At 62.8% G+C, this 24,254-nt stretch carries 22 protein-coding genes; 8 read left to right on the plus strand and 14 right to left on the minus strand.

Going from position 1 to position 24,254, the window contains the following annotated elements:
• Positions 1-182 precede the first annotated feature (182 nt).
• Positions 183-752, minus strand: a complete 570-nt coding sequence (locus tag ACH2CW_RS06725) for a hypothetical protein (protein WP_395056379.1) — start codon at positions 750-752, stop codon at positions 183-185.
• Positions 753-1,050: 298 nt separating this feature from the next.
• Between ACH2CW_RS06725 and ACH2CW_RS06730 the strand changes: the two genes are divergently transcribed.
• The 5 genes from ACH2CW_RS06730 (at position 1,051) to ACH2CW_RS06750 (ending at position 7,281) form a co-directional block, all read left to right on the plus strand.
• Positions 1,051-1,914: an endonuclease/exonuclease/phosphatase family protein gene (locus tag ACH2CW_RS06730; RefSeq protein WP_395056381.1), complete on the plus strand. Its 864-nt coding sequence runs from the start codon at positions 1,051-1,053 to the stop codon at positions 1,912-1,914.
• Between the two features lie 25 nt (positions 1,915-1,939).
• Complete coding sequence (clsB, locus tag ACH2CW_RS06735; protein ID WP_395056383.1) at positions 1,940-3,187, plus strand: cardiolipin synthase ClsB; 1,248 nt, start codon at positions 1,940-1,942, stop codon at positions 3,185-3,187.
• Positions 3,184-4,185 (plus strand): lysylphosphatidylglycerol synthase domain-containing protein, encoded by a 1,002-nt coding sequence (locus ACH2CW_RS06740; RefSeq protein WP_395056385.1) that lies wholly within the window; start codon positions 3,184-3,186, stop codon positions 4,183-4,185. Before clsB ends, ACH2CW_RS06740 begins: the two co-directional genes overlap by 4 nt.
• Before the next feature lie 157 nt (positions 4,186-4,342).
• On the plus strand, positions 4,343-5,770 hold the full coding sequence (locus tag ACH2CW_RS06745; RefSeq protein WP_395056387.1) for a putative DNA modification/repair radical SAM protein: 1,428 nt from the start codon (positions 4,343-4,345) through the stop codon (positions 5,768-5,770).
• A complete protein-coding gene (locus ACH2CW_RS06750; protein ID WP_395056389.1) occupies positions 5,761-7,281 on the plus strand; it encodes a UdgX family uracil-DNA binding protein in 1,521 nt (506 codons plus the stop codon). Before ACH2CW_RS06745 ends, ACH2CW_RS06750 begins: the two co-directional genes overlap by 10 nt.
• Positions 7,282-7,329: 48 nt before the next feature.
• On the opposite strand, the gene pyrF is transcribed toward ACH2CW_RS06750, so the two are convergent.
• Positions 7,330-8,154 carry an orotidine-5'-phosphate decarboxylase gene (pyrF, locus tag ACH2CW_RS06755; RefSeq protein ID WP_395056391.1) on the minus strand — a complete coding sequence of 275 codons (825 nt, stop codon included), beginning with the start codon at positions 8,152-8,154 and terminating at the stop codon, positions 7,330-7,332.
• Between the two features lie 88 nt (positions 8,155-8,242).
• Between pyrF and ACH2CW_RS06760 the strand changes: the two genes are divergently transcribed.
• A complete protein-coding gene (locus ACH2CW_RS06760; protein WP_395056393.1) occupies positions 8,243-9,136 on the plus strand; it encodes a DMT family transporter in 894 nt (297 codons plus the stop codon).
• Positions 9,137-9,235: 99 nt separating this feature from the next.
• On the opposite strand, the gene ACH2CW_RS06765 is transcribed toward ACH2CW_RS06760, so the two are convergent.
• From ACH2CW_RS06765 to ACH2CW_RS06780, 4 genes are read right to left on the minus strand one after another with little or no spacing between them, the layout of a single operon-like run.
• Positions 9,236-10,141, minus strand: coding sequence for a uracil-DNA glycosylase family protein (locus tag ACH2CW_RS06765; protein WP_395056395.1), 906 nt, complete (start codon positions 10,139-10,141; stop codon positions 9,236-9,238).
• Positions 10,138-10,620 (minus strand): ribosomal protein S18-alanine N-acetyltransferase, encoded by a 483-nt coding sequence (gene rimI / locus ACH2CW_RS06770; RefSeq protein ID WP_395056397.1) that lies wholly within the window; start codon positions 10,618-10,620, stop codon positions 10,138-10,140. Before rimI ends, ACH2CW_RS06765 begins: the two co-directional genes overlap by 4 nt.
• A complete protein-coding gene (gene tsaB, locus ACH2CW_RS06775) occupies positions 10,617-11,336 on the minus strand; it encodes a tRNA (adenosine(37)-N6)-threonylcarbamoyltransferase complex dimerization subunit type 1 TsaB (RefSeq protein WP_395056399.1) in 720 nt (239 codons plus the stop codon). Before tsaB ends, rimI begins: the two co-directional genes overlap by 4 nt.
• 16 nt (positions 11,337-11,352) lie before the next feature.
• On the minus strand, positions 11,353-12,372 hold the full coding sequence (locus tag ACH2CW_RS06780) for a DMT family transporter (protein WP_395056401.1): 1,020 nt from the start codon (positions 12,370-12,372) through the stop codon (positions 11,353-11,355).
• 55 nt (positions 12,373-12,427) lie between these two features.
• Here ACH2CW_RS06780 and dacB point away from each other — a divergent pair, with 55 nt between their 5' ends.
• Complete coding sequence (gene dacB / locus ACH2CW_RS06785) at positions 12,428-13,930, plus strand: D-alanyl-D-alanine carboxypeptidase/D-alanyl-D-alanine-endopeptidase (protein ID WP_395056403.1); 1,503 nt, start codon at positions 12,428-12,430, stop codon at positions 13,928-13,930.
• A gap of 127 nt (positions 13,931-14,057) precedes the next feature.
• Here dacB and ACH2CW_RS06790 read toward each other — a convergent pair whose 3' ends face one another.
• The 8 genes from ACH2CW_RS06790 to ACH2CW_RS06825 all read right to left on the minus strand — a co-directional run bounded on the left by ACH2CW_RS06790 (position 14,058) and on the right by ACH2CW_RS06825 (position 22,485).
• Positions 14,058-16,088 carry a hypothetical protein gene (locus ACH2CW_RS06790; protein ID WP_395056405.1) on the minus strand — a complete coding sequence of 677 codons (2,031 nt, stop codon included), beginning with the start codon at positions 16,086-16,088 and terminating at the stop codon, positions 14,058-14,060.
• Positions 16,089-16,362: 274 nt separating this feature from the next.
• A complete protein-coding gene (locus ACH2CW_RS06795) occupies positions 16,363-16,800 on the minus strand; it encodes an acyl-CoA thioesterase (RefSeq protein ID WP_395056407.1) in 438 nt (145 codons plus the stop codon).
• Between the two features lie 32 nt (positions 16,801-16,832).
• Positions 16,833-17,885: an alkane 1-monooxygenase gene (locus ACH2CW_RS06800; RefSeq protein ID WP_395056409.1), complete on the minus strand. Its 1,053-nt coding sequence runs from the start codon at positions 17,883-17,885 to the stop codon at positions 16,833-16,835.
• 149 nt (positions 17,886-18,034) lie between these two features.
• The gene (locus ACH2CW_RS06805) at positions 18,035-18,850 is read right to left on the minus strand and encodes an alpha/beta fold hydrolase (RefSeq protein ID WP_395056411.1); all 816 of its coding nucleotides are present in this window, start codon (positions 18,848-18,850) and stop codon (positions 18,035-18,037) included.
• A 59-nt stretch (positions 18,851-18,909) separates the two neighbouring features.
• The gene (locus ACH2CW_RS06810; RefSeq protein WP_395056413.1) at positions 18,910-19,824 is read right to left on the minus strand and encodes an alpha/beta hydrolase; all 915 of its coding nucleotides are present in this window, start codon (positions 19,822-19,824) and stop codon (positions 18,910-18,912) included.
• 7 nt (positions 19,825-19,831) lie between these two features.
• Positions 19,832-20,644: a class I SAM-dependent methyltransferase gene (locus ACH2CW_RS06815; protein ID WP_395056415.1), complete on the minus strand. Its 813-nt coding sequence runs from the start codon at positions 20,642-20,644 to the stop codon at positions 19,832-19,834.
• 95 nt (positions 20,645-20,739) lie between these two features.
• Positions 20,740-21,843 carry an alpha/beta fold hydrolase gene (locus ACH2CW_RS06820; protein WP_395056417.1) on the minus strand — a complete coding sequence of 368 codons (1,104 nt, stop codon included), beginning with the start codon at positions 21,841-21,843 and terminating at the stop codon, positions 20,740-20,742.
• Between the two features lie 75 nt (positions 21,844-21,918).
• Positions 21,919-22,485 carry an OsmC family protein gene (locus tag ACH2CW_RS06825; protein ID WP_395056419.1) on the minus strand — a complete coding sequence of 189 codons (567 nt, stop codon included), beginning with the start codon at positions 22,483-22,485 and terminating at the stop codon, positions 21,919-21,921.
• A gap of 225 nt (positions 22,486-22,710) precedes the next feature.
• Here ACH2CW_RS06825 and ACH2CW_RS06830 point away from each other — a divergent pair, with 225 nt between their 5' ends.
• Positions 22,711-24,240, plus strand: coding sequence for a winged helix-turn-helix domain-containing protein (locus tag ACH2CW_RS06830; RefSeq protein ID WP_395056421.1), 1,530 nt, complete (start codon positions 22,711-22,713; stop codon positions 24,238-24,240).
• Positions 24,241-24,254 lie beyond the last annotated feature (14 nt).

Genomic DNA, 24,254 nt, shown 5'->3' on the forward strand with positions numbered 1-24,254 from the left:
TGTTTCCTTGGAGGGTTGAAGGGGGACCTTGTGAGAGGTTTTGCTCGCTGAGCGCCCCCACACACTGAATTTAAATCACGCCGAACGGCGCGGCTATCGGTTGAATGGCTGGCCCGACGTAGGACGCAAGCCGCACAGGGAGCAGGCTGCGATCTCTTGCGGCCTGCTCCTGCTGGTTGGCCTTACTGCGGTGGGGGCGTGATCTGGCCGCTGGTGTTGCCGGTGCCCTGAACATTGACCCGGCCTGACGCGCTTGCGTTGCTGGCGGGCAGATTGTTCTGGATGCCGCGGTTGGCCCTGGCGGCCACGTTGCCCACGGCGTTTTTGGCACGGTAGGCGCCGCTCTTCGTGGCGTCGGCTGCGTTGTCAACCGCACCTTCAACCTTGTTGCCGGTACGCTGAACGGCATTGCCGGTGCGCTTGACGGCCCGCTTCACGGTGCCGTCGCTGTTGACGGATGCGTTGGTACTTGCATTTGTACTTGCATTGGTGTTCGAGCTGACCGAGCCGCTGGTAGCGCCGCCGGAGGAGGCGTTGGAGCGCGTGTCACTGTCAATGTTGGCGTTGACGCCAGTGCGCACACCGACACCGGTGTTGCTTGTCGCGCCGGTTCCCGATGTCGCGGTACCTGCACCAGCGCCGGCATTCACACCTACGCCTGCGCCCACCGACAGTTGGGCATGGGCCGCAAACACCAGCGTGGCACTCAGGGCCATCGCGGCGGGAAGGGATCGCATTGAAAACTTGTTCATGGTTGACTCCTGATAACTCGCTTGAATTAAAACCTGTTTGCAAAGGTCCGCGAGGAACCTTCACAAAAGCCAGATCCAAGTGGATTGGTTGATTTGAATTTAGCGCCGAACCGAAAACCGGCTTATCGGCTGGCCACCACCAAGTGCGTAGGACGCGGCCCTTTACAAACCCTTCATACAGAGGGTGTGGGACCTGAGCGGTGCCACGAAAAATGAGCTTGCTGTCCTACAGTTTTCCTGTTGCCGCCCAAGCAACAATAGGGACTTCCCTTTCCTGCAGTTTTATCGCTGCCGCCCCATGCTTGCTTCCGAGTCCCTTATCCAGGTCGGCCCAACGCCGACTGTTGTCACGCCTCCCGCGGACGATGCCGACGCACTGGCCGAAACGCAGCAGGTGATCGCTGCAGCGGCCCTGAGTTTTTCCCTGAAGGTGCTGACGGTCAACATCCACAAGGGCTTTACCTTTTTCAACCGCAAGTTCATCCTGCATGAACTGCGTGAAGCGGTGCGTACGGTCGGTGCGGATGTGGTGTTTTTGCAAGAAGTGACAGGCACCCACGCGCGCCATGAAAGCCGGGTCGCCAACTACCCGGCCACGCCCCACTACGAGTTTCTGGCCGACAGCATCTGGCCGCAGTTCGCCTATGGCCGCAATGCGGTCTATACCAACGGTCATCACGGCAATGCCGTGTTGTCCAAGTTTCCGATCGTCAGTTTTGAAAATCGCGACGTCTCCATCAGCGGGCCCGAGCGCCGTGGTCTGCTCCATTGCGTGTTGCAAGTTCCCGGCCGCGAGATCAACGTGCATGCGATTTGTGTGCACCTGGGCCTGGCGGAGTCGCATCGCCTCAAGCAACTCCACATGTTGTGCGACATGGTGCGCAAGGATATTCCGGCAAACGCCCCGGTGATTGCTGCGGGCGATTTCAATGACTGGCGCCACCGCGCGCACGACGTGCTCGAGCAGGGCGCCGGCATGCACGAAGTGTTTGTGCAGGCCAACGGCAAGGCGGCGCGGACCTTCCCGGCGCGTTTTCCGGTGTTGCGGCTGGACCGCATCTACGTGAGAAACGCGATTGGTCATGCACCGGTGGTGCTGCCGCCCAAGCCCTGGTCGCACCTGTCGGACCACGCCCCGCTGGCGGCCGAAATCGAAATTTGATTGTCAAGTTAGAGGAGTGTTGGTGATGCGCGGACGGTGGGTGCCAGGCAACAAGTTCACGCTGCTCGAAAACGGCGAAGACTTTTTTCCGCGGGTTTTCGAATGTATTGCTGCAGCCGAACGGGAGGTGCTGCTGGAGACCTTCATCCTGTTTGAGGACAAGGTGGGCAAGGCCTTGCAGGAGGCGCTGCTCACCGCAGTACGCCGCGGCGTGCAGGTGGACATCACCATCGACGGTTACGGTTCGCCGGACCTGTCGCCCGGGTTCATCTCGGCGCTGACCTCGGCCGGGGTGCGTGTGCACGTGTTCGACCCGAGTCCGCGCCTGTGGGGCTACCGCACCAACCTGTTTCGCCGCATGCACCGCAAGATCGTGGTGGTGGACGGCAAGCGCGCCTTCGTGGGCGGCATCAATTATTCGGCCGACCACCTGGCCGACTTCGGGCCCGAGGCCAAGCAGGACTATGCGGTCGAGGTCGAAGGCCCGCTGGTGGCCGAGATCGAACAGTTTGTGCGGGCCCAGCTTCAGCTCGGCCAGCAGACCGAGGGGCCGATCAAGCGCTTTCTCAAGCGCAAGATGGCCCCGCCCGTCCCCGGCAGTCAGCCGGCCGCCGGCAGCGCCGATGCCATGCTGGTCACGCGCGACAACCGCGACCACCAAAATGACATCGAGCGCCATTACCGCATCGCCATCCGTGGCGCGCGCCAGCGCATCTTCATCGCCAATGCCTATTTTTTCCCCGGCTACCGGCTGCTGCGCCAGTTGCGCAAGGCGGCCAAACGCGGCGTGGACGTGCGGCTGATCCTGCAGGGCGAGCCCGACATGCCCATCGTCAAGATCGCTGCCAGCATGCTCTACCACCACCTGCTGGGCGCGGGGGTGAAGATTTATGAGTACAGCGACAGGCCGCTGCACGGCAAGGTGGCACTGACCGACAACGAATGGTCCACCGTCGGCTCCAGCAATCTTGACCCCTTGAGCCTGTCGCTCAACCTGGAAGCCAACGTCATCATCAAGGACCGTGCCTTCAACCAGCACCTGGCGCAGAACCTTGAAAAGCTGATGCAGGCCAGCTGCCGTCAGGTCAAGGCCAGCGACCTGCCCGAGTCGCCCATGTGGGTCAAGCTGCGCAGCTTTTTTGTGTTTCATCTGTTGCGGCGCTACCCGGCCTGGTTCGGTTGGCTGCCGGCGCATCTTCCGCGCCTGACGCCGGCCGAAAAACTGCTGGTTGAACCAGGGGTTGACCACATCAACGAGGGCCAGACCTCATGACAGCCGCAAGCACCACCCGCAGCCTCGCTCCGCGCAGCGGCATCACCGGCAAACCCTGGTGGCCCTGGCTCAAACGGGGCGCCACGCTGGTGTTTTTCGGCCTTGTCACCTGGCTGCTGGTGGAGCAGGCGCGCGCCATCGCGTGGGACGAGGTGTTTGCCGCCTTGCGTGCCTACCGGCCGGCGCTGCTGCTGGGTGCGCTGGGGCTGGCCCTTGCCAGCTTTTGTCTGTACAGCTGTTTTGACCTGCTGGGCCGGCACTACACCGGCCACACGCTGCGCACCTCGACGGTGATGCTGGTCACCTTCATCAGTTATGTCTTCAACCTGAACCTCGGCTCGCTGGTCGGGGGTGTCGCTTTCCGCTACCGCCTGTATTCACGCCTGAAGCTGGACACCGCCACCATCACGCGGGTGCTGACGCTCAGCATGCTGACCAACTGGACCGGTTACCTGCTGCTGGGCGGTCTGGTGTTCGCGTTTGCCACACCGGAGCTGCCGCCCCACTGGAAGATGGGCAGCGGTGGTTTGCAGGTGCTGGGTTTTGGGCTGCTGGCCGGCGCGGCCGCTTACCTGCTGCTGTGCGCACTGTCGCGCCAGCGCAGTTTCAGCCTGCGTGGCCACGCGCTGGAGCTTCCTTCCGGCCGGCTGGCGCTGCTGCAGGTGGCCATGGGCGCGGCCAACTGGCTGATCATGAGCGGGCTGATGTTTTTGCTGCTGCAGCAAAAAGTGGCCTTCCCCACCGTGGCCGGCGTGTTGCTGGTGGCGGCGGTGGCCGGCGTAGTGGCGCATGTGCCCGCCGGCCTGGGTGTGCTGGAGGCGGTGTTTGTGGCGCTGCTGTCGCACCAGATCCCCACGCACCAGCTGCTGGCCGCGCTGGTCGCCTACCGCGTCATTTATTACCTGGTGCCGCTGGTGATTGCCACCGCGGCCTACCTGGTGACGGAAGCACGGGCCAGGTCGCTGGCCGGCGGTGGAGCACAGAGCCCGGCAGCCTGATCTGTGGGCAGGGTCCGTTTTACGGATGTTTTAGGCCGTTAGCCCATGTCCAGCAAGTATTTATTGCTATTAATTAAATAGCATACAGGTTGACCTGCGATCAGGGTCAAACTGTACATAAATATAGTCAAACTAGAATTTACTGTATATTGATACAGTGTCCAATCTCACCACCCAGCGCAAACTCGCGATCCTGGCAGACGCGGCCAAATACGACGCCTCCTGTGCGTCCAGCGGAACCTCGGGCCGCAATTCGGTGGGCGGCAAAGGCATAGGCTCGACCGAAGGCTCCGGCATCTGCCACAGCTACGCGCCCGACGGCCGCTGCATCTCGCTGCTGAAAATCCTGTTCACCAATTTCTGCACCTACGACTGCGTGTATTGCGTGAACCGCGTCAGCAGCAACGTGCCGCGCGCGCGCTTCTCGGTGGACGAGGTGGTGCAGCTCACGCTGGACTTCTACCGCCGCAACTGCATCGAGGGCCTGTTCCTGTCCTCGGGCATCATCCAGAGCCCCGACTACACCATGGAGCGCGTGGTCGAGGTGGCGCGGGTGCTGCGCGAAGACCACGACTTCCGCGGCTATATCCACCTCAAGACCATTCCCGATGCCTCGCCCGAGTTGCTGGCCCGCGCCGGGCGCTATGCCGACCGGCTGAGCATCAATGTCGAGCTGCCCACGGTGCAGGGCCTGCAGGCGCTGGCGCCCGAGAAAGACAGCGCCGCCATCAAGCGCTCGATGGCGCGCATACGCGTACACATCGACGAGTCCAAAGGCGCGGGCCGCGACGATGCGCGCACCAGCGTGATCTCCCTGCCGCGTTCGCTCAAGGCCGGCCGCGCCAGCGCACCACGCTTTGCGCCGGCCGGACAGAGCACACAGATGATCGTCGGCGCTGACGCCACCTGCGACAGCACCATCCTGCAGGCCAGCGCCACGCTGTACGGCGCCTACCGGTTGCGGCGTGTCTACTATTCGGCCTTCAGCCCGATTCCCGACGCCTCGCTGAGCCTGCCGTTGCGCCAGCCGCCGCTGATCCGGGAACACCGTCTCTACCAAGCCGACTGGCTGATGCGCTTTTACGGGTTTGCGCACGACGAGATCGTGCCGACCGCCGGCGGCCCGGCAGGCGGCATGCTGTCGCTCGACATGGACCCCAAACTCGCCTGGGCGCTGGCCCACCGCGGGCAGTTCCCGGTGGACCTCAACCGTGCGCCGCGCGAAATGCTGTTGCGGGTGCCCGGGCTCGGCGTCAAGGCCGTGACACGCATCCTGCAGGCGCGCCGCGTGCGCCAGTTGCGCGCCGACGATTTGCTGCGCCTGCATGTGCCGCTGAAAAAGGTCCTGCCTTTCGTGCTGCTGGCCGACCACCAGCCCGGCGCAACGCTGGATGCGCTGAATCTCGCGGCCCGCCTCACGCCGCGCGCGCAACAAACCGACCTGTTTGACGACGCCAACAGCGCGGTGCCGGCGTCCACAGCCTCGGCACCTTTACCTACAGCCGCGCGCCCTGCGCCGGCCGCACCATCAGCAACAGGCGCCGAGGCGCTTCGCAGCACAGAAAGGACTCTGGCATGGGCGTGATGAATGACCCGCTGACAAACGATCTTTTCCCGCAAGCACTGTTGCCGGTGACCCTGCAGGGCCCGGCCGACCTCGAAGGCTTCCGGCTTGCCGCGCGTGCGCTGCTGGCGCAACAGATGTTGCCCGAGCAGGTGAGCTGGCACAGCAGCGATGCGCCGGTGCAGGACCTGTTTGCATCCGACATCACCGTTGCAGTCGAGGCCACCACGGCCATTCACAAGGCAGCTTTCAGCAACGCGCCGCCGGTCAGCGTGCCGCCCGAATTTGTCACCCTCTGCGAAACCGCCATCCTGCACAGCGATCCGAACCGCTTCGGCCTGCTCTACCGCATCCTCTGGCGGCTGGTGCATGAGCCTGCCTTGCGGCAGGACCCGCTGGACGCCGACATGGTCAAGGCGCAGCAAATGGCGCAGGCGGTGCGCCGCGACAAACACAAGATGAAGGCCTTTGTGCGTTTCCGCACTGTGCAGGACGAGACCTTCCGCAACAACCCTGAAGGCGGGCCACTGCATGTGGCCTGGTTTGAGCCGGAGCACCACATCGTCGAGGCGATTGCGCCGTTTTTTGCGCGCCGCTTCACGCAGATGCGCTGGGCCGTGCTGACACCGGAGCGCAGCATCCAGTGGGACGGCGCGCAACTCACTTTTGGACCCGGTGCCAGCAAGAGCGACGCGCCGCCGCCGGACGCCGGCGAAAAGCTCTGGCTCACCTATTACGAAAACATCTTCAACCCGGCGCGCCTGAAGCTGAAGATGATGCAAAAGGAAATGCCGCGCAAGTACTGGCACAACCTGCCCGAGGCCGTGCTGATCGCGCCGCTGGCCGCCGGCGCACATGAGCGCAGCGCGAACATGGTCGATGAAGTAGCCGCCGGTCCGAAGCGACGCCTCCCCACCATCAAGGTGTTGCCCGTGACCATGGCGGCCGATGAGGACGCTCCCGGGCGCTCACTGGCCACCTTGCGCGACCTCACCAACCATTGCCGCGAGTGTCCGATCGGCGCCTGCGCCACGCAGTCGGTCTGTGGTGAGGGCCCCTTGCAGGCGAAGTTCATGTTCGTCGGCGAGCAACCGGGTGACCAGGAGGACCTGCAGGGCCGGCCTTTTGTTGGCCCCGCCGGGCAACTGCTGGACCGCGCTTTCGACGAACTTGGCATCCAGCGCGGCGACGTGTTTGTCTCCAACGCCGTCAAGCACTTCAAGTACGAGTTGCGCGGCAAGCGCCGCATCCACAAGACACCGACGCAGCGCGAAGCTGCTGCCTGCCAGCACTGGCTGGACGACGAAATCGCCATGGTGCAACCCCGGCTGCTGGTTGCGCTGGGCGCCACGGCCGCGCGTTCCTTGCTGGGCCGTGCCGTGCCGGTGCTGGCCAACCGCGGTCAGGTTTTTGAACGTGACGATGGCCGCAAAGTGCTGGTGACCCTGCATCCTTCGGCACTGCTGCGTTTGCCAGCCGAGGAGCGCGAGGCCGCGTACGCCGCCTGGCTGGCCGACCTTGACATGCAATAGCGGTCCAGCGCCGTCCGGCATGGGCCGAGGCCGCAAAGGCCTGAAAACTCAGGCGCGCGCCGCCTGCAGCAGGTCGCGCGTACGCACCGCCTCGCGCCGCGCCGCCTCGGCAAAGTCGTCGCCCGACGAGGCGTAAATGATGGCGCGCGAGGAGTTCACGATGATGGGCGCGCCGGGCCGCCAGCCGGCCTTGACCGTGGCCACTGCGTCGCCGCCCTGCGCGCCGACGCCGGGAATCAGCAGCGGCAGGGTTGGCGCCACCCCGCGCACGCGTTCGATCTCGGCGGGGTAGGTCGCACCGACCACCAGGCCGAGCTGGCCGTTGAGGTTCCACGGACCCTGCGCGAGGCGCGCCACATGTTCGTAGAGCAGGGGCTGACCTTCCACCGAGGCAAAACGCTGGTTTTGCAAATCATCGCCGCCGGGGTTGGAGGTGCGACACAGCAGGAAGGCGCCCTTGCCTTTGTGCTTGAGATACGGCGCGACCGAATCAAAACCCATGAAAGGCGACAGTGTCACCGCGTCGGCGCCATAACGCTCGAAAGCTTCGATGGCGTACTGCTCGGCAGTGCTGCCGATGTCGCCGCGTTTGGCGTCCAGGATGATGGGCACCTGCGGCGCAACGCGGCGCATGTGCTCCATCAGGCGCTCCAGCTGGCCTTCGGCACGGTGCGCGGCAAAGTAGGCAATCTGCGGCTTGAAGGCAATCGACAGATCGGCCGTGGCATCCACAATCGCGGCGCAGAAGTCGTAGATCTTGTTGGCGTCGCCCTTGTAGCGGCCCGGAAATTTCAGCGGGTCCGGGTCCAGCCCGACGCAGAGCATGGATTGGTTCTGGCGCTCTGCCGCGCCCAGCATCTCGATGAAAGTCATCCCTTATTGTAAGAAGGCGGCAAAAAACCACCCGCGCCCGCAAAGCCGGACAATCAACACATCGACCGACCATGGAAATCGCGCCAAGATGCAACTGACCCGTCAACAACTCATCATCCTGGTCCTGCTGACGCTGGCCTGGGGCTTCAACTGGCCGGTCATGAAGCTGGGCATTGCCGACTTTCCGCCTTTGACCTTTCGTGCGCTGTCGATCTGGCTCGGGCTGCCGGTGCTGGGCCTGGCGATGGTGGTGATGAAGGTGCCGTTTTTTGTGCCGCGCGACAAGTTTCGCGAGCTGTTCTGGCTGGCCTTTGCCAACATGTTTGTCTGGCACGCGCTGATCATTGTTGCGCTCAAACACCTGAGCAGTGGCCGCGCCGCCATCCTCGGCTACACCATGCCGATTTTTTCAGCGCTGCTCGGCGCCTGGTTTTTCGGCAACACGCTGACGGCGCGCAGCTGGGTCGGCGTCGGCGCGGCGGCGCTCGGCGTGTCGCTGCTGCTGTGGCACGAGCTGACCAACCTCAGCGGCGCGCCGCTGGCCGTGTTGTGCGCGTTGGTCGGCGCCGCAACCTGGGCATTGGGCACCCACAAGCTGCGCAACACCACCATGCCGGTCGCCACCTTGACCATTTCGTTCTGGATGACAGCCATGACGGCGGTGGTACTCAGCGTGCTCGCGCTGCTGTTTGAAGTGCCGCAGTGGAAAGCGCCGTCCGCCGCCACCTGGTGGTCGATCGGCTACAACGCGGTGCTGATTTTTGGTTTTGCGCACGCTGCCTGGTACTTCCTGGCGCGCAGCCTGCCGCCGGTCGCGTCTTCACTCAGCGTGATGATGATTCCCATCCTTGGCGTGTTCTCTGGCGCGATGGGACTGGGCGAGGTGCTGCACTGGCAGGACTGGGCCGCCGTCGTGCTGATGGTGGTGGCGATTGCGTCGGTGCTGGTGCCGGGCCGCACCGCTCTGTCATCCCGGACCTGAGGCGCCTGCCCCGGACTCCGATCCGGGGGGATCCATGCTGGCACTATGCATTGCAGGGGTCATCGCCGCATGGATTGCGGGTCAAGCCCGCAATGACAGCTAACCGGCCAGTTGTGCTTGCGCAAGACACAGGTCATCCCAGGCCTTGGCCTTGTCGCCCAGGCTGCGCAGCAGATAGGCCGGGTGGTAACTGACCACCACCGGCACGCCTAGGTAGCTGTGCACCTGGCCGCGCAGCTTGCCGAGCGGGATTTTCTGCACCTCGGGCAGGCTGTCCTGCAGCAGCGACTGCGCCGCGAACTTGCCCAGCGCGAGAATGATTTTCGGCTGCAGCAGCTCGACCTGGCGCTTCAGATAAGGCGCGCACTGCGCGACCTCGGCCGGGTCGGGGTTGCGGTTCGCCGGGGGCCGACACTTGAGCACATTGGTGATGAAGATGTTCTTCGCGATGCCGGGCCGCGCTGCGTCGTCGTTGCCCCGTTGCAGCCGCATCGCCAGCAGCATGTTGTCAAGCAGCTTGCCGGCCTGGCCGACAAAGGGCTCGCCGGCGATGTCCTCCATTTCACCGGGTGCTTCGCCGACGATCAGCCAGTCGACCGACGGTGCTTTGTCGCTAGCGGCGGGGCCGACGCCGAACACGGTGCTTTTGCGGCTGCTGCACAACGCGCAGGCCCGGCAGCCGGCGACGGCGGCCTGCAGCGCCGGCCAGGCCATCAGCTCAATACCTGCGGGGCGGGGCTTCAGGCCGGACACAGGCGCTGCGGGTGCGCGTGGGGCAGGCGCCGGCGCAGTCGGCGGTGGGCGCAGTGCAGGTGCGGGCGCGGTGGGCGGGCGCTGGCGCTCAGCATCAAATCGGGCCTCAGCCCCTGGCAGGCGGGGGCTGACAGCTACTGAATTCATAGCAAACGGAGCGTCCGGTGAAGCCGCCACCGGGGGCGGTTGCCACAGGCGCACACCCATTTCGCGCAGCATGGCGCGCTGGCGTTTGTCGAGGTCCAGGCTCATGACAGGCCCAGGCTCATGACGACGGCGTCTTCGCGCTGGCCGTTGGCGGCAGGGTAATAGGCACGGCGGGTACCGACCTGGCGAAAGCCGTAATGTTCGTACACGGCGCGCGCGCGCGCGTTGCTCACGCGCACTTCCAGCCACAGCCACAACGCGCCCTGCCCGCGCGACCAGATCACCAGCGCATCAAGCATCACGCGGGCCCAGCCCTGGCCCTGGTGTTCCGGCGCCACCGTGATGTTGAGCAGATGCACCTCGTCCACACCTTTCATCGCCACAAAGTAGCCGAGCAGTTCACTGGCGCTTTCTATCCCGCCTGCCAGCAACTGCGCCTGGTACCCGGCCTTGAGAGAGTCGCTGAAGTTGCCCCGGCTCCAGGGGTGCGCGTAGGCGCTGTTTTCCACCCGCAGCACCGTGTCGAACCATGTGGCGGTCATCGGTTCGAAACGGGCTTCGATGGGGTGTAGAACAGCGTTCATGAGGGGGAGTCGAGCGCAGCCTGGGCCTTGACCCTGGCGCGCTCTTCGGCGGTCAATGCTACTTTATCGCGCACATACAGCGGCAGCGCTGCCGCCGCGTCGACCGCGTGGCCGGCCGCCAGCAGCGCAGGCGCCAGCCGCAGCATGGCGCTGGCGGTGGGCAGGACGTCAAAACACTGCGCCGCGGGCCAGGCCGGCAGGCGGCCCGCGTAGGCCGTGAAGACGTTGCCGGCCAGCAGCGTGTCGCTGGTTGGCGGCACAAAGTCCTCGGGGCGGCGCAAGGTGCAGGTGTCCAGCGTCGCCCAGGTGCCGTGCGCCCAGGCAAAACGCTGCACATACATCTCGTCCATGCGGGCGTCGAGCAGCGCTGTGAACTGCAGCGCATCCGCGTCGGGTTGACGCAGGAAGCGTGCTTCTTCAGCCACTGCCAGCAAGGTGTCCAGCGGCAACACCGGCAGCTTCGCGCCCAGGGCCAGTCCCTGCGCGACCGAGCAGGCGGTGCGCAGGCCGGTGAAAGAGCCGGGCCCGCGGCCGAACACCAGCGCGTCGAGCTCCGCCAGCTTCAATCCGGCTTGCGCCAGCAGGTCCAGGATGGACGGAATCAGCGTGCGGGAGGCCTGCGCCGCGCCCGGACCGGTGTGTTGCCAGACGCGGTCGCCGTCGCTCAGCGCCACGGACAGGGTGTCGGTGCTGGTGTCGAAGGCCAGGAGTTTCATGGGTTTCACTGTCAAATCAGGCCTTGGCCCTTGTCGGGCGAGCGTTATCAGCTATCAAATCAGGAGCAATAGCCGCTGCGCGCTGCGCCTGCATCCGCACGCCAAACACAATGCCCACCGTCACCAGCGCCAGCCCGGCCAGCAGGTTCCAGTGCAGCGGCTCACCGAGGAAGATGACCGCGCCGAGCGCCGACAGGCCGGGCACCAGGGCGGTGATCATGGTGGAGCGCACCGGCCCGAAATGCTGGACCATCTTGGTGAAGGTGATGCCCGAAATCACCACCGAGCCCATGCCCTGGAACACCATCTGGAAAACAATCTCGCCCCAGGGCGCGCTGGCCAGTTGGGTGACAAGCGCGCCCGAGGCCACCAGCAGGGCGTAGACCGGCACATAGACCACAAAGGCAAACACGCTGATCGCAATCGTTGCCTGCACCGCCTGCAGCGCATGTTTGCGCACCAGCACCGAATACACGGCCCAGCAGGTGGATGCGCTCAGGAACAGCAGGTCACCCTTCCAGACCTGGCTACCTTCATCGGTCCAGGCGCGCAGCAGGCTGGCGCCGCCGACCAGCACATCACCGAGAAAAATCAGGCCCAGACCGATGGCGCGAACCGGCGTCACGCGGTCCTTCAGGATCAGCACCGCCATCAAGGTGGTGCTCAGCGGCAAGGTGCCGGGCAGCAGCACCGAGGCATGCGCGGCCGGCGCGAAATAAAAGCCGCTGTAGGCAAGGCCGGCGTAAGCGATGCCGCCGACCGAACCGATCAGTGCGGTCAGCTTGAAACCCAGCGGCGACAGGCCCAGCCAGCTGGGCGGCGCCAGGCCCGGCGCGGCATCCCGTGCGCGTTTCCAGACCAGCCAGGCGCCCCAGGGCAGCAGCACCAGCGCCGCGCCGGCAAACCGGAGCAGGCAGATGTCCAGCGGCGTCAGGTTGCGGTGCGCGGTCGCGCGGGCAATCACGATGAAGGCGGTCCAGATGGCGACGGTCACGATGGCTGCAAGCACACCGACGGTCTTGGGAGAAAAACGCATGCCCTGATTATCCGTGCAGGTCGGCGCCCAGCCAGCTTGCCCGGATAATCAGCCGATGTTTGTGACTCCCCTTCCCGCCCGGCTGCTGCTGGCCACCGCCCTGGCGTTGCTGCCGGGCTGGGTGCTGGCGCAGAAAGCCCCGTCCGCCGCAACATCAGCCAAACCGGTGCTGCCGGCGGTCGTGGCCAAGGCGCTGGCTCGCGCCCAGGTCCCGACGGATGCCGTCACGCTGCTGGTGGTGGACGCTGCGGGCAAGGCTGAGCCGCGCCTGGCCCACCGTGCAGACCAGCCGATGAACCCCGCCTCGGTCATGAAACTGGTAACCACCTACGCCGCGCTGGACCTGCTGGGGCCCGACTTCGTCTGGAACACCCGCGTGCTGATGGATGGCAACATGTCCGACGGCGTGTTGCACGGCAACCTGATCGTGCGCGGCGGCGGCGACCCCAAAATGGTGGTCGAACGTCTGCAGGCACTGCTGGCGCAAATCCAGTACAGCGGCGTGAAAGTGGTGCGCGGTGACATCGTGCTGGACCGCAGCGCCTTCCAGGCATCGGTACAGGACGCCGGTGAGTTCGACGGTGAACCGCTGCGGCCTTACAACGCCAGCCCTGACGCGCTGTTGATCAACTTCAAGTCACTGGTGATGCGTTTCACACCGGACCCGTTAAACAACCGGGCGTTGGTGGCCGTGGAGCCGCCGCTGGCCGGCATCGTGATCGATGACAGCGTGCCGCTGGCGAAGGTGGCGCGCTGCGGCGACTGGCGCAGCGAGCTGCGCGCCAGCGTCGACAACCCGAACCGCCTGCAGTTCAACGGCAGTTATTCGGCGGCCTGCGGTGAACGTGTCTGGCCCAGCGCCTACGCCGACCCCGCGAGTTTTGCAGCGCGCGCCATGGAGGGCTCCTGGCGCGCCATGGGCGGGCTGCTGACGGGCACGGTGCGCGACGCCACGGCCGGCGAGCTGGCGCTGATACGCGCGCGCGGCACGCTGTCGGGCGAAAAAGCCCCGCTGCGGCTGGACGCGCCTTCGCTGCCGCTGCGCGAGATCGTGCGCGACGTGAACAAATACTCCAACAACGTGATGGCCCGGCACTTGTTCCTGAGCCTGAGCCGGCAGGCGCCAGGCGGGCAGCTTGACCAGGCCTCGCCCGAGACCGGCCGCGCGGCGCTGGCTGCCTGGTGGAAAAAAGCACTGCCGCGGCAGCCCGCACCCGTCATGGACAACGGCTCGGGCCTGAGCCGCAGCGAGCGCATCAGCGCGACCAGCCTGGCAGCCATGCTGCAACATGCCGCGTCAAGCCGCGTGGCGCAAGATCTGCTTGACTCGCTGCCGGTCGCCGGCATGGACGCCACCATGCGCGAACGCGCCAAAAATGTCGCCGGCCAGGCCTTTATCAAAACCGGCTCGCTGCGCGACGTCACGGCGGTGGCGGGTTATGCCAACGGCGTCAGCGGCGCGCGCTACATCGTTGTCGGCATGGTCAACCATCCGAATGCCGGGGCGGCGCGGCCGGCGCTCGACGCCTTGATCCAGTGGGCGGTGCAGGAGCGCTGAGCCTTGAACGGATTCGAAGCGCTCCTGATTTAACAGCAGCTTGCGCCCGCCCGTCATGGGCCAGGGGCCGATTTGATGCGATTGAGCGCGTGGACGGCGACGAGAAAGAGGCGCTCGATAACGAGGCTCAGGGCAGCGACGCCCCACCCAGTGTCGGCGCCATAAAACTGGCTCGGCGCGTGTTGCCTGCCTTGACCGCCCAGTGCGTGCCGCGGTCCAGCACGGAGACGTTGCCGTCTGTGCTCACAGGTCGACCGGCATAACGTGACTTGGGTAGCAGCCAGACCATTTCATGGAGACTGTCGGGGTGCTCCACTTCAAACTGTGACACGCCCGCTGCATCGCGCTTCTCGGTCCAGGCGACGGCCTGCCGCGTGGTCATGAAATCGGCCAGCCGTGTCATGGTGTACCAGCGAAACTGTTCAGGACCTTTGGCCTTGGCGTAAGCCAGCAGGTCTTGCAGCACATCGGGCCAGACATTGGCGCCGTTGGGGTGCATGTAGATCATGCGGGTGGTGTTGTGCCCGACCGCAAAGTCCACAGATTCGCGGTACCAGTTGATGATGTCCTGCTTGGGCACCTGGTTGACCTGAAACTCTTCAAAGGTGGCGTATTGACCGGCTGGCGTGACAGGAAATACCCACAAGCCCGGGTTGCGCAGTTGGCCATCCCGGTATTGGCGGGTAGGCCCCAGGCCGGTATGACCGCCAAAATAAACCGCCACCACACCCTGCTGCTCCAGCCAGTCCATGGCCCAGGTCGGGTTGTTGCCGACGGGCGGCGAATACTGCCGCATCGGTGGTCCTAAAACCCCGTCGATCAGTACCTTGACTTTTTGAACAAGTGGCAAAAAGGCACTCGGAACGCCATCCGGCGTGGACGTCGTCAACCCCAGATAGGGTCGCAAGGCGTGACTGACGGTGCGCCGGATGGAGGCCACGTTCTGCTCAAGATAGGGCAGAAAAGTGGCGCGGTTGGATTCGTTGGCGTTGAGCCCGTAGTAATCGTGGTTCCAGCCCCCGTGGCTGCCGATGGCGTGCCCCTTCCCGGAAAAACGACGCAAGATATCCTGCGCCACCGGGTTGTTGTCCAGGTTCCAGCCTTTGCCGTCACCAACAGTGACCGCATCAGGGCCGGTCGTCATGTCGATAGAAAACGGCCCGTCATCGAAGATGCCCAGTTTTTCCAGTGTCAGCGTCGGCTGCTGTGCGGTGAAGGAGTCCAGGTGCCAGTCCAGCGTCAGTCCAGGCACCGCATTGGGCACCGGAGACAGCTGCGCCAGTCGAAGGACCTGGTGCGCAAAATAATGCAGAAAGCCGTGCAGGGGCAGGCCATCGGTGCGCACCACCTTGAGATAGGTCAAGGGCAGATTGACAAACAACACCTGGCCACGGCCCACTTTGTTCACACCTGCCACCAGACCGGCCTGCGGCGATGTGGCCAGCGTTTTGCCGTTGAATGCGCCACGCGTCACAAAGCTCGAATATTTCAACTTTCCCAGAAGGTAGCCGCTGTAGGTTTCCAATACATCGCCGGGCAGTGCCGCACCGGCCAAGCGGCCGGTTGCCAGCTCGCTTGTCGTGCTCTCGGGCAGATACGTCGAAAGCGGCGAAGGCGCATCAGCGGATGACGCAGCGGGACCGTCGTCCGCGACATAAGAAATCGACTTGCCCGGCGGAACCTGCAAAGCGCGCAGGGTGCTGCGCATGGCGGTCACCGGACCGACCACGGTGCTTTTTTCACGCAGATCGTCATACAGTCCATAGTCCACCCCGGCCAGGTCGCTCAACCTTGCCCGAGGAATGGCGTAGGTTGGTTTCTGGTTACCGTCCAGTGCGAAGATGCCAAAGTCGTGAACCAGCAAGGTGTTGCCTCCCGCCGTGGTGTAGTCGCGCACGGCCTTGAGCAAGACGTCGGTGGCGATGGGGTGCAGCACGTCAGGCAATACAAGCCCGGCGTATTTGAGGGCTTCTGGCCCGAGCGCCATGAACTGGCGGTCCGTCACAGGCTGTAGTCGCACGCCATCTTCAGAGGCAGCATCCATCCAGGCTGTCACTTCGGGTGAATCCAGCTTCTGCCCGTCCGGGACCAGCAGCATCAGCAGGCCGGGGTCGGCGACCGTGGGTGGTTTGTCAGCGACGCCCGGTCGGACGCTCACAGACGCGCCGGCGGGGGCGTTTTGCTCCGAGCAAGCGCCCAGCGCTGCGATCAGCAGTACTGGGAAAAAACAGAGCAGGACGGTATGGCGGGAAGAGCGAAAAAGTGTGAGCAAGGAGGCAAAAGGCATTGGAGGCAAACGCAGTCATGGATTTCGGCTGCGCAGTGACCCTTCACCTTGCGCAATTATCAAAAAACCATAACCCTGCACCGTGTCAGTTCCCGCGCAGATGGGATGACACACCTGTAGGACATCACGCCGTAAACGCCTGTGCTTACATGGCGCGGGCTGCATCCAGGTACGCCTTGACCCGTTGCGCCAACGCAATGTCGCCTGGCGTCTCGGGCAGCCACGCCTCGACCGGCAGGGCCTTGCCGCCAGCGTCGACGGCCACAAAGACCACCACACAGTCGGTGATGACTTCCATCTGGCCGGTTTTCATGTCGCCGGCGCGCACTTCAACAGAAATGTTCATGCTGGTGCTGCCGGTATATGCCAGCCGTGCCTCCACCTCCACCAGGTCGCCAATCATGATGGGCCGCTGGAAGCGGATGCTGCCGACTGATACCGTGACGCAATAACGCTTGGCCCAGCGGGTGGCGCAGGCATAACCGGCTTCGTCAATCCATTTCATGACCGTGCCGCCGTGGACCTTGCCGCCGAAGTTGATGGTGCTGGGTTCGGCCAGAAAGCGCAGGGTGATCGATGACATGGCTGCTCCGGCCCGCTCGGGGCATCAGGGTCTCAAGAAGAAGTGGGCGCGGCCTGCCGCTGCAGGGCGTCCAGGCGTTTGTGCATCAGGCCAAACCACAGCGGTGGCACCATTGCCAGCATCAGGCAGCCCGCGTAACCGGTGGGCAACTGCGGGCCCGGTAGCGCGGCCAGGCTGGGGTAGGCCTTCCAGGCATGCATGTGGTGGTCGGAATGGCGCTGCAGATTGGCCAGCATCGAGTTGGTCAGCAGATGGTCGGCATTCCAGGCGTGCATGACACCAAAGGCCTCCCGCCGCCGGCCCTGCTGGCGGCGCTGCAAACCGTAATGCTCGATGTAGTTGACAACTTCCAGCAGCAGAAACGCCACCGCCGACTGCGCCGCAAAAAATGCTATTATTTTAATAGCTGCTGGCGCAGGAAAATAAAGGGCTGCAAGCACAAAAGGCATCAAGGAGCCGGCTGCGCTCCAGGCCAGTGGGCTGCGAAACCAGCTGCTTTTGAACTGGGCGATCCGCTGCGCCTCCAGTTGCCAGCCACTGGCCAGGCTACCCCACAAGGTGCGTGGCAAAAAGCGGTACAGGCTCTCGCCACGCCGGGCCGACGCCGGGTCCTCGTGGGTGGCTGCGCGCGGGTGATGGCCTCGGTAGTGCTCGACCATGAAGTGACCGTAACAGACGCTGCTCATGAGCACCCAGGCGCATGCGCGGTCGAACTTTGATTTGCTGTGACCAAGTTCGTGGGCAAAGGTGATGCCTTGGGAGCCAGTGATAAAACCGACGCTGAAAGCCACGCCGAGCAGTGTCAGCCAATCAGACCGCAGCGCTGCGTGGGCGCCTGCCGCAATCAGGACCAGTTGCAGCGGCACATACCCGCGCAGCACCCAGCGAAAGTAGCTCAGGCGGGCCGGTGCACTGATCGGGCCGGGCGACCGGCCGCCACCGGGCAGCCAGACATCGGCCGCAGCAATGATGATCCAGAGGCCCAGGGTCCACAGCGCCGATTGCGCCGGGGCCTGCAAGATGCCGAACAGCGTCATCAGGGGCAGCAGCCATGCGAGGAGAAATCTCAGATCAGAAATTCGCATGGCGGGTACTTTCGCATGTCCGGTAGTGGCTGGCAAGCTTCCCTGGCGCTATGCCGCGCGTCACATCCCTGGGTAATCAATGGCAAGCCACAGCGTGGGACCCCCGCGCTGAAAAATCCGCGGTACTGATGATCTCCCAGACCTTCGTATCAAGAGCGGGGCTCAGCGACACGCCTGTCAAGAAAATCAGCGATTGCATCATTGACCCGCTCCGGGTGTGTGACTGGGCCCATATGCCCAAGGCCATCAAACGTCATAAGCTCAACCCGCGGCAAGACTGCAGTCAAAAGCCGCGCCACACCCAATGCAGAGGGAGGGGACGACTTTCCGACCATATAGAGAGTTGGAATGTCTAAATCGCGAAATGTCTGCAACGTGGCAGGTTCCGTCGTTAGCGCATGCCCCCAGCGGCGAACGTTGACCATGGAGGCCTTTATCGGGGCTTGCCTTGACTCCGGCGTGGTATCCCAGCTGGATGCCCCCATCCAGTAATCAATAAAGTGCTTCGCGGCCCGGGAAGAATCACCGTCGTCGAGCGCTTGGCCAGCGGCCTGGACGGCCAGCCGGATTCCATCGGCAGCATTGGGCGGCGGGGACTCTGCGTCAATCAATGAGAACAGGGTGGGCTCATACAAAACCATCGCTCGCACGCGCCGGGGGTCCCTCAGGGCTACTTTGAGCGCTATTGCGCCGCCATAGGAGTGGCCCACCAAAAAGAGCGGTTCACCCACGGCGCGCAATACGGGGTCAATGAAATCTACTTCGTCATCCAGACTGATGGTTTGATCAGATGACCAGTCCGCACTCTTGCCTGCGCCATAGCAATCAGGCGCCAGCACGCGAAACCTGGGCGAAAGAATGTCCATCAAGCCGCGCCATTGACTTGAACTGCTGGCGTTGGAGTGAAGACACACGACGGCAGGGCCGCTGCCTGTTTCGCGGATGAACGGTGTACTTGCGACCATTTCAAAAACTCCCTATTTTTTCGAACAATAGCCCACATACCGCGCCACGCCAATCAATACTATTTGAAAAGATGCTGCAAAAGAAAAGCAGATTGAATACCTGCAACTTCTGTGAATCGTTCCCCCGGGTAACAGAGCAATCCGAAATGGCCATCTTTGACGTCGACCCAACGCTTGGGGGCGGGGATCAGTGCGTAGGCATGCCGAGCAACTTCCAGGTTGGCGTGCACCATTTCATCTTCCGGCGCCACCATCAAAAGCGTGGGTACACGGATATATGCTGCGCAAAGCAGAGGTGTGTAGGGCACGGGCGTTGGTGGAAGCACGCGGGTGACTCGGTTTTTCCAACCCGAGCCCGGACGGCCACCGTATTCAATGAACCAGCGAAAGGCCTGAATGGGCTCGAGCAAAGACGCAACAGATGAGGGATCGAAAGAGACAACCGGAAGTGGGCCGGTGGTGGTTTCCGGCGTCCCGGCGACATCGCCATCCAGCAAGGTTTGTTTAAAGGCTGAAATATAGTCATCGCTGGCCTGCAGAGCGGGAAGAGCCATCCCGAAAACAGGGCACTGGGCAACCACCGCGCGGGGTCTTGGGTCGCAAGAGGCAACGGCAACGACCTGTCCACCGGTATAGCTGTCTCCCCAAAGAGCAATCCGGCCGGGATCGATCTCAGGGCGGTCACAGGCAAAGTCCAGTGCCGCCAGGTAGCCTCGGCACTGAATCCATGGATTGATTTCGCCGCGCGGCTCACCACCGCTTCGGCCAAAGTTGCGATGGTCATAAACCATCGCAACAATGCCTGCGCGTGCAAATTCTCTGGCGTATTCAATCATGACCATTTCAACCGTGGCCGAGGTCCCATGCGCCATGATGACGGCGGGTTTGCGAAGCACCGTGGAAGATGGCATCACAAGCTTTCCACGCAGCAGTGCACCTTCAGAGGCGAACTCAATCTCAGTTTCGCTGATCATGCAGAACTCAGCGGCAAGTGATCACAACTTCGAGGTACTCGCTGGGTACCACCAGAGAACCGGGTGCCGCGCGGTTCAGCTGGTTGAGAAGAACAGTAAGGTCGGTTTCGAGGGCCAGCGCTTGTTCAGCCGGAAGCGCAGCAAAGGCTTTGTGAACAGGCCCGTACCATGAACGGAACACTTCAATGAAGTGGGCTGCGGAACGATAGCGAAAGTTGAAGCTTCGACTGGTGATGGTGATCGATGCCGCATCCCTCTCAAATAGCTGACGCAAATGCGCTTCTGTACCCCAAAGTGCCGGCGACTGGACTCCAGCGGGCGGCGCGATGTAGCGGCCAAGGGCCTTGAAGACCTGGCCGATAAAGCTAGCCGGGGTCCAGTTGGCCAGACCAATGCAAGCACCAGGCCGGCAAACGCGCACGAGCTCTGCCGCAGCCTTCGAGTGATCGGGTGTGAACATCACCCCAAAGGTGGAAAGTACGGCATCGAAACTGTTGTCTGCAAACGGCAGCAGCTCGGCATCAGCCACCTGGAATGTGGCATTCAGCCGTTCTGCACGCACACGCTCGGCGCCTCGGTCAAGCAGGCTTTCGACATAGTCAGTTGATGTCACTTTGCAGCCGCGGCGGGCTGCAGACAGCGTGGCATTGCCATTGCCCGCAGCAACATCAAGCACTTCCTGATCCCATCGCAGGTCGCAGGCTTCTGCAAGCGCTTCGCCGACGATTTGTAATGTTGTGCCCACGACAGCGTAATCACCGCTTGCCCACGCGGTTTGCTGGCGACTCTTCAGCGCATTGAGATCATTAGGGGTTGTCATGGCGTTTGCCTCCTGTGTGTTGACGGGAGTCAGTAGGCCATTCGGTCCCGTTTTTTTCCAGGGACCTGTGTCCTGGTTTGATGAGAAAGTGCCGCTCAGGTCTGGGACTGGCGTCCTGGTGATGAAGCTCCCAGTTCACCCAAACCAGCCAAGCGGGCTCTCACGATGGCCTGTGGACGGCTTTCAACCTCGAGTTTTTCGAAGATAGCCGTAATATGGTTACGCACCGTCTTGTCGGCAATCGTCAGATGGGCTGCTATTTGAGCGTTGTCCAGTCCGCCAGCCACTAGATTGAGCACCTGATGCTCACGCGGGGTGAGCAAGGGGAATGTCCCTTCACTTGTGTGGTGCGGCACAAGAAACGCTTGCAACAGTTCGTGCAGACGGAAAAATGCAGGCTCGCCGGGCAAAGGGACGTGGCTGGTGCTGTCGAGTGGCTCAAAGCGCGCACCCGGAATCGACGCCGCCAAGAACCGACCTTCCTCCAAAGGCACGCGATTGTCGCCCCGGCTGTGAAGTACCAATGTAGGCACACGTATTTGCGACAAAGCAGGAGAGGCATCCAAATCTGCAAAGGCCCGCATCAGCTGAGCCGCTGTGCTGGGTTGTGTGGCACGACGCTGAATTTCGTTGAAGGCATGAGCTTGGGCTGGTGTCGCATTCGGAAAAAATTGCGAGGTGAACATCTGCAAGAACGCTGGATTATCCTGACCCCAACCGAGCTCCACAAGTCGCGTCATGGCCTGAAACAACTCGCGCTGAGCATCGCTTGGATTCCTGACCAGAGTGCCGCGTGCGAAGGCACCGCAGAGTACCAGGTGACTTACGCGCTCTGGATGGCGCGCTGCATAGGCGATTGATACAGCGCCGCCCTGTGACATTCCTAACAGCGCAAATTTCTTCAGACCCGCTGAGTCCACAACGCTTTCCAGATCTGCAACCAGCACATCCAGCGAAAAGTTATCTACATCGCGATCGGAAAGGCCACACCCCCGACAGTCGTAACGTGTAAGTCGGTGTCTGCGTGCCAGCGCCTCTATCCAATCGGCCCAAACCGGCGTCTGTCCGTCAAAATCCAGACTCCCGAGCCAATGGGCGGCACGAACCAGTGAAGGCTGAGTTGTGCCAGCACCCGTCGTCGCAAAAGCGATACGCGTGCCCCCTAGTGAGCGGGAAAACTGGATCTGCTGCTCCGTCATGTGCCCATACTTTAACCAAAGTCATCTTTCGCCGATACCCATGTATTAACTCGCTAACTGGTCCCACGACTCCCTTCAAACGAAGGCAGACTCTGCCGCGACTGTTTCAAGCGGATGTGCGCTAAAGACAGTTGTGACGGGCGCAGGGTGTTGCAGCGTTTGCCCAACCACACAGCACCTTTGCGCTGCCACGCGCAGTTTTTCCAGCATTTCGGGTGGCGTCCCCTCCTTGGCCTTGAGGTGGATGTTGCAGGTGATGGACTGAAAGCCCACCGGTACATTCATGTCAATGCCCAAGGCTCCACGCACATCAACAGTCGCTTTGACCTGCACCGCCAGGGCGATGAGTTCAATCCCCATCAGGTTGGCAACCATCCGGACAGAGGAATCCTGACAAGCCGCCAAGGCGGCGCACAGCAGGTCGCCTGGGCAGGGCGCATCGTACGGCCCACCCACCGCCCGATGTACACCGCAAGGCACATTGAGCCCGCTGCCGTACTTCGGCTCGACCTGCGAATGAAAAGGGTCAGACGGGTCCATGCCGCCGGTGCGCGCTTCGTCGGTGACCATGGCCGCTTCTGGTGTCGTTACGTATTGGGCACGTAAGCCTGCCTGGGCTTTGTATACGGCGTTTTTCATCATGTTTCTCCAGATGACTGGTTAAGGGATTTCGGGAACCAAAAAAGCCCGATACATCCCGCGAACAGTATCTGGCTCATAACGCCGACCTTCCAAACGACGCAGCAGGCCGCAAGACTTCTGGAATTGGGTTACAACGCAACGATACGAAGATCACCCATCCACGTCCTTTAAAGTTCCTAAAAATTCGCTAAATGTTCGAAACGATGTCCTTTTCAAGGAAGGCCAATGCAAGACCGTTACCACTTTGACCGCTTTGAAGTCAGGCCGGCTGAGCGGTTGTTGCTGGTGGATTGCGTCCCGACGGCGGTGGGGGCCCGTGCTTTCGATTTGCTGATGTGCCTGCTGGCGCACCGGGACCGGGTGATTTCCAAGGCGGAGATCATTGACATCGTCTGGTCCGACCTCGTGGTAGAAGAGAACAACTTGTCGGTGCAGGTTTCGGCGCTTCGCAAGCTCCTGGGCAGCCATGCAATTTCCACGATTCCTGGACGGGGTTACCGGTTCTCCCTGGATGTGAAGCAGGTCAGCGCGCCAGCAGAGGGCGAGACGCAGCTGTCCAGAAAAGCCGCTGTGGCCCAGCCCACGATTGCGGTTCTTCCGTTCAACGTCTTGTCCGATGATCCTCAAATCCACTTTCTTGCCGACGGGCTGGCCGAAGACGTCATCGCGCTGTTGGCACGCGTTCCGGGCTTCTTGCTTATTTCCCGCGCGTCCTCGTTCGTCTTTCGTGGTCGCGATGTCAGCGTGCCTGAAGTCGCCGTGCAGCTTGGCGTTCGTTTTGTGGTCGAGGGCAGCGTGCGTATGAGCAACGATGCCCTGCGGATTTCGACCCAGCTCATTGACGCGGCGTCGGGTCACGTCCTGTGGAGTGGTCGCTTTGATCGCCGGCGTACCGAAGCGCTCGATTTACAGGAAGACATTGCACGCGGAATTATTTCTGAACTTGAACCCGAGCTTACCCGTGCCGAAATAGCGCACATACGTCGTCAGCGCCCGGAAAATCAGGACGTGTGGGCGCACTACCATCAGGCGATTGGCTCGATTGCACTTCACGGGTGGGGCCAAGAGGCGGTGGCCGAGGCGCGGTCGCAGCTCCAAAAGGGCGTCGCCCTGGATCCGCTATTCGGCTTGGGACATGCCCATTACGCTTTGTTGACGGCCCTGTCCTTGAACCTCGGCCATCTGCCAAACGCTGCGAGTCTGGTGGAAGAAGCCTTGGGCGCTGCCGATCATGCGGTCAGGCTTGATGACGGGAGCTCTGAAGTCCTGGGCTACGCGGGCTGCGCACTGTGCGACCTCGGGCAACATGCCCGAGGCATTGAAGTGCTTCACCAAGCTCTGGAAATCGACCCCAGCAATGCCCAGGCGCATGTTGCGCTGGGCGCCTCGTGGGTTTTGACCGGGAAGCTGGAGGCTGGCATCGAGAAAATGCGGCTCGGAATGAAAATCAGCCCACGCGATCGGCGGCTGGGGTTTTGGGGCTGGGCCTTGGGCGTCTTTCTGCTCAGGGCTGAACGATCAGACGAGGCCTTGGCCGAGGCGCGCACCTCGATTCGGCGTGATCCAAAGTTCCATTTCGCGCGCGTGCTTGAGGCCGCGGTTCTGGATCGTCAGGGACATCTTGCTGAAGCCAGCGCCTCACTGGCCTTGGCCCGGCAGTTGTGCACAACGCTGACCTTGAATGACATAGCCTTGACCCACGGTCGCCGTGTGGGGGCGAGGATGTCTCTGCTTTGCAAGCTGGACCCTGGGTAAGCGAAGCGGCGCGT

It is taken from the genome of Polaromonas sp., assembly GCF_043778355.1.
Lineage (GTDB): Bacteria > Pseudomonadota > Gammaproteobacteria > Burkholderiales > Burkholderiaceae_C > Polaromonas.

Coding starts and splice junctions, on each gene's coding strand:
- ACH2CW_RS06725 (WP_395056379.1), bottom strand. CDS start 752: ATGAACAAGTTTTCAATGCGATCCCTTCCCGCCGCGATGGCCCTGAGT.
- ACH2CW_RS06730 (WP_395056381.1), top strand. CDS start 1,051: ATGCTTGCTTCCGAGTCCCTTATCCAGGTCGGCCCAACGCCGACTGTT.
- clsB (WP_395056383.1), top strand. CDS start 1,940: ATGCGCGGACGGTGGGTGCCAGGCAACAAGTTCACGCTGCTCGAAAAC.
- ACH2CW_RS06740 (WP_395056385.1), top strand. CDS start 3,184: ATGACAGCCGCAAGCACCACCCGCAGCCTCGCTCCGCGCAGCGGCATC.
- ACH2CW_RS06750 (WP_395056389.1), top strand. CDS start 5,761: ATGGGCGTGATGAATGACCCGCTGACAAACGATCTTTTCCCGCAAGCA.
- pyrF (WP_395056391.1), bottom strand. CDS start 8,154: ATGACTTTCATCGAGATGCTGGGCGCGGCAGAGCGCCAGAACCAATCC.
- ACH2CW_RS06760 (WP_395056393.1), top strand. CDS start 8,243: ATGCAACTGACCCGTCAACAACTCATCATCCTGGTCCTGCTGACGCTG.
- ACH2CW_RS06765 (WP_395056395.1), bottom strand. CDS start 10,141: ATGAGCCTGGACCTCGACAAACGCCAGCGCGCCATGCTGCGCGAAATG.
- rimI (WP_395056397.1), bottom strand. CDS start 10,620: ATGAACGCTGTTCTACACCCCATCGAAGCCCGTTTCGAACCGATGACC.
- tsaB (WP_395056399.1), bottom strand. CDS start 11,336: ATGAAACTCCTGGCCTTCGACACCAGCACCGACACCCTGTCCGTGGCG.
- ACH2CW_RS06780 (WP_395056401.1), bottom strand. CDS start 12,372: ATGCGTTTTTCTCCCAAGACCGTCGGTGTGCTTGCAGCCATCGTGACC.
- dacB (WP_395056403.1), top strand. CDS start 12,428: ATGTTTGTGACTCCCCTTCCCGCCCGGCTGCTGCTGGCCACCGCCCTG.
- ACH2CW_RS06795 (WP_395056407.1), bottom strand. CDS start 16,800: ATGTCATCGATCACCCTGCGCTTTCTGGCCGAACCCAGCACCATCAAC.
- ACH2CW_RS06800 (WP_395056409.1), bottom strand. CDS start 17,885: ATGCGAATTTCTGATCTGAGATTTCTCCTCGCATGGCTGCTGCCCCTG.
- ACH2CW_RS06805 (WP_395056411.1), bottom strand. CDS start 18,850: ATGGTCGCAAGTACACCGTTCATCCGCGAAACAGGCAGCGGCCCTGCC.
- ACH2CW_RS06810 (WP_395056413.1), bottom strand. CDS start 19,824: ATGATCAGCGAAACTGAGATTGAGTTCGCCTCTGAAGGTGCACTGCTG.
- ACH2CW_RS06815 (WP_395056415.1), bottom strand. CDS start 20,644: ATGACAACCCCTAATGATCTCAATGCGCTGAAGAGTCGCCAGCAAACC.
- ACH2CW_RS06820 (WP_395056417.1), bottom strand. CDS start 21,843: ATGACGGAGCAGCAGATCCAGTTTTCCCGCTCACTAGGGGGCACGCGT.
- ACH2CW_RS06825 (WP_395056419.1), bottom strand. CDS start 22,485: ATGATGAAAAACGCCGTATACAAAGCCCAGGCAGGCTTACGTGCCCAA.
- ACH2CW_RS06830 (WP_395056421.1), top strand. CDS start 22,711: ATGCAAGACCGTTACCACTTTGACCGCTTTGAAGTCAGGCCGGCTGAG.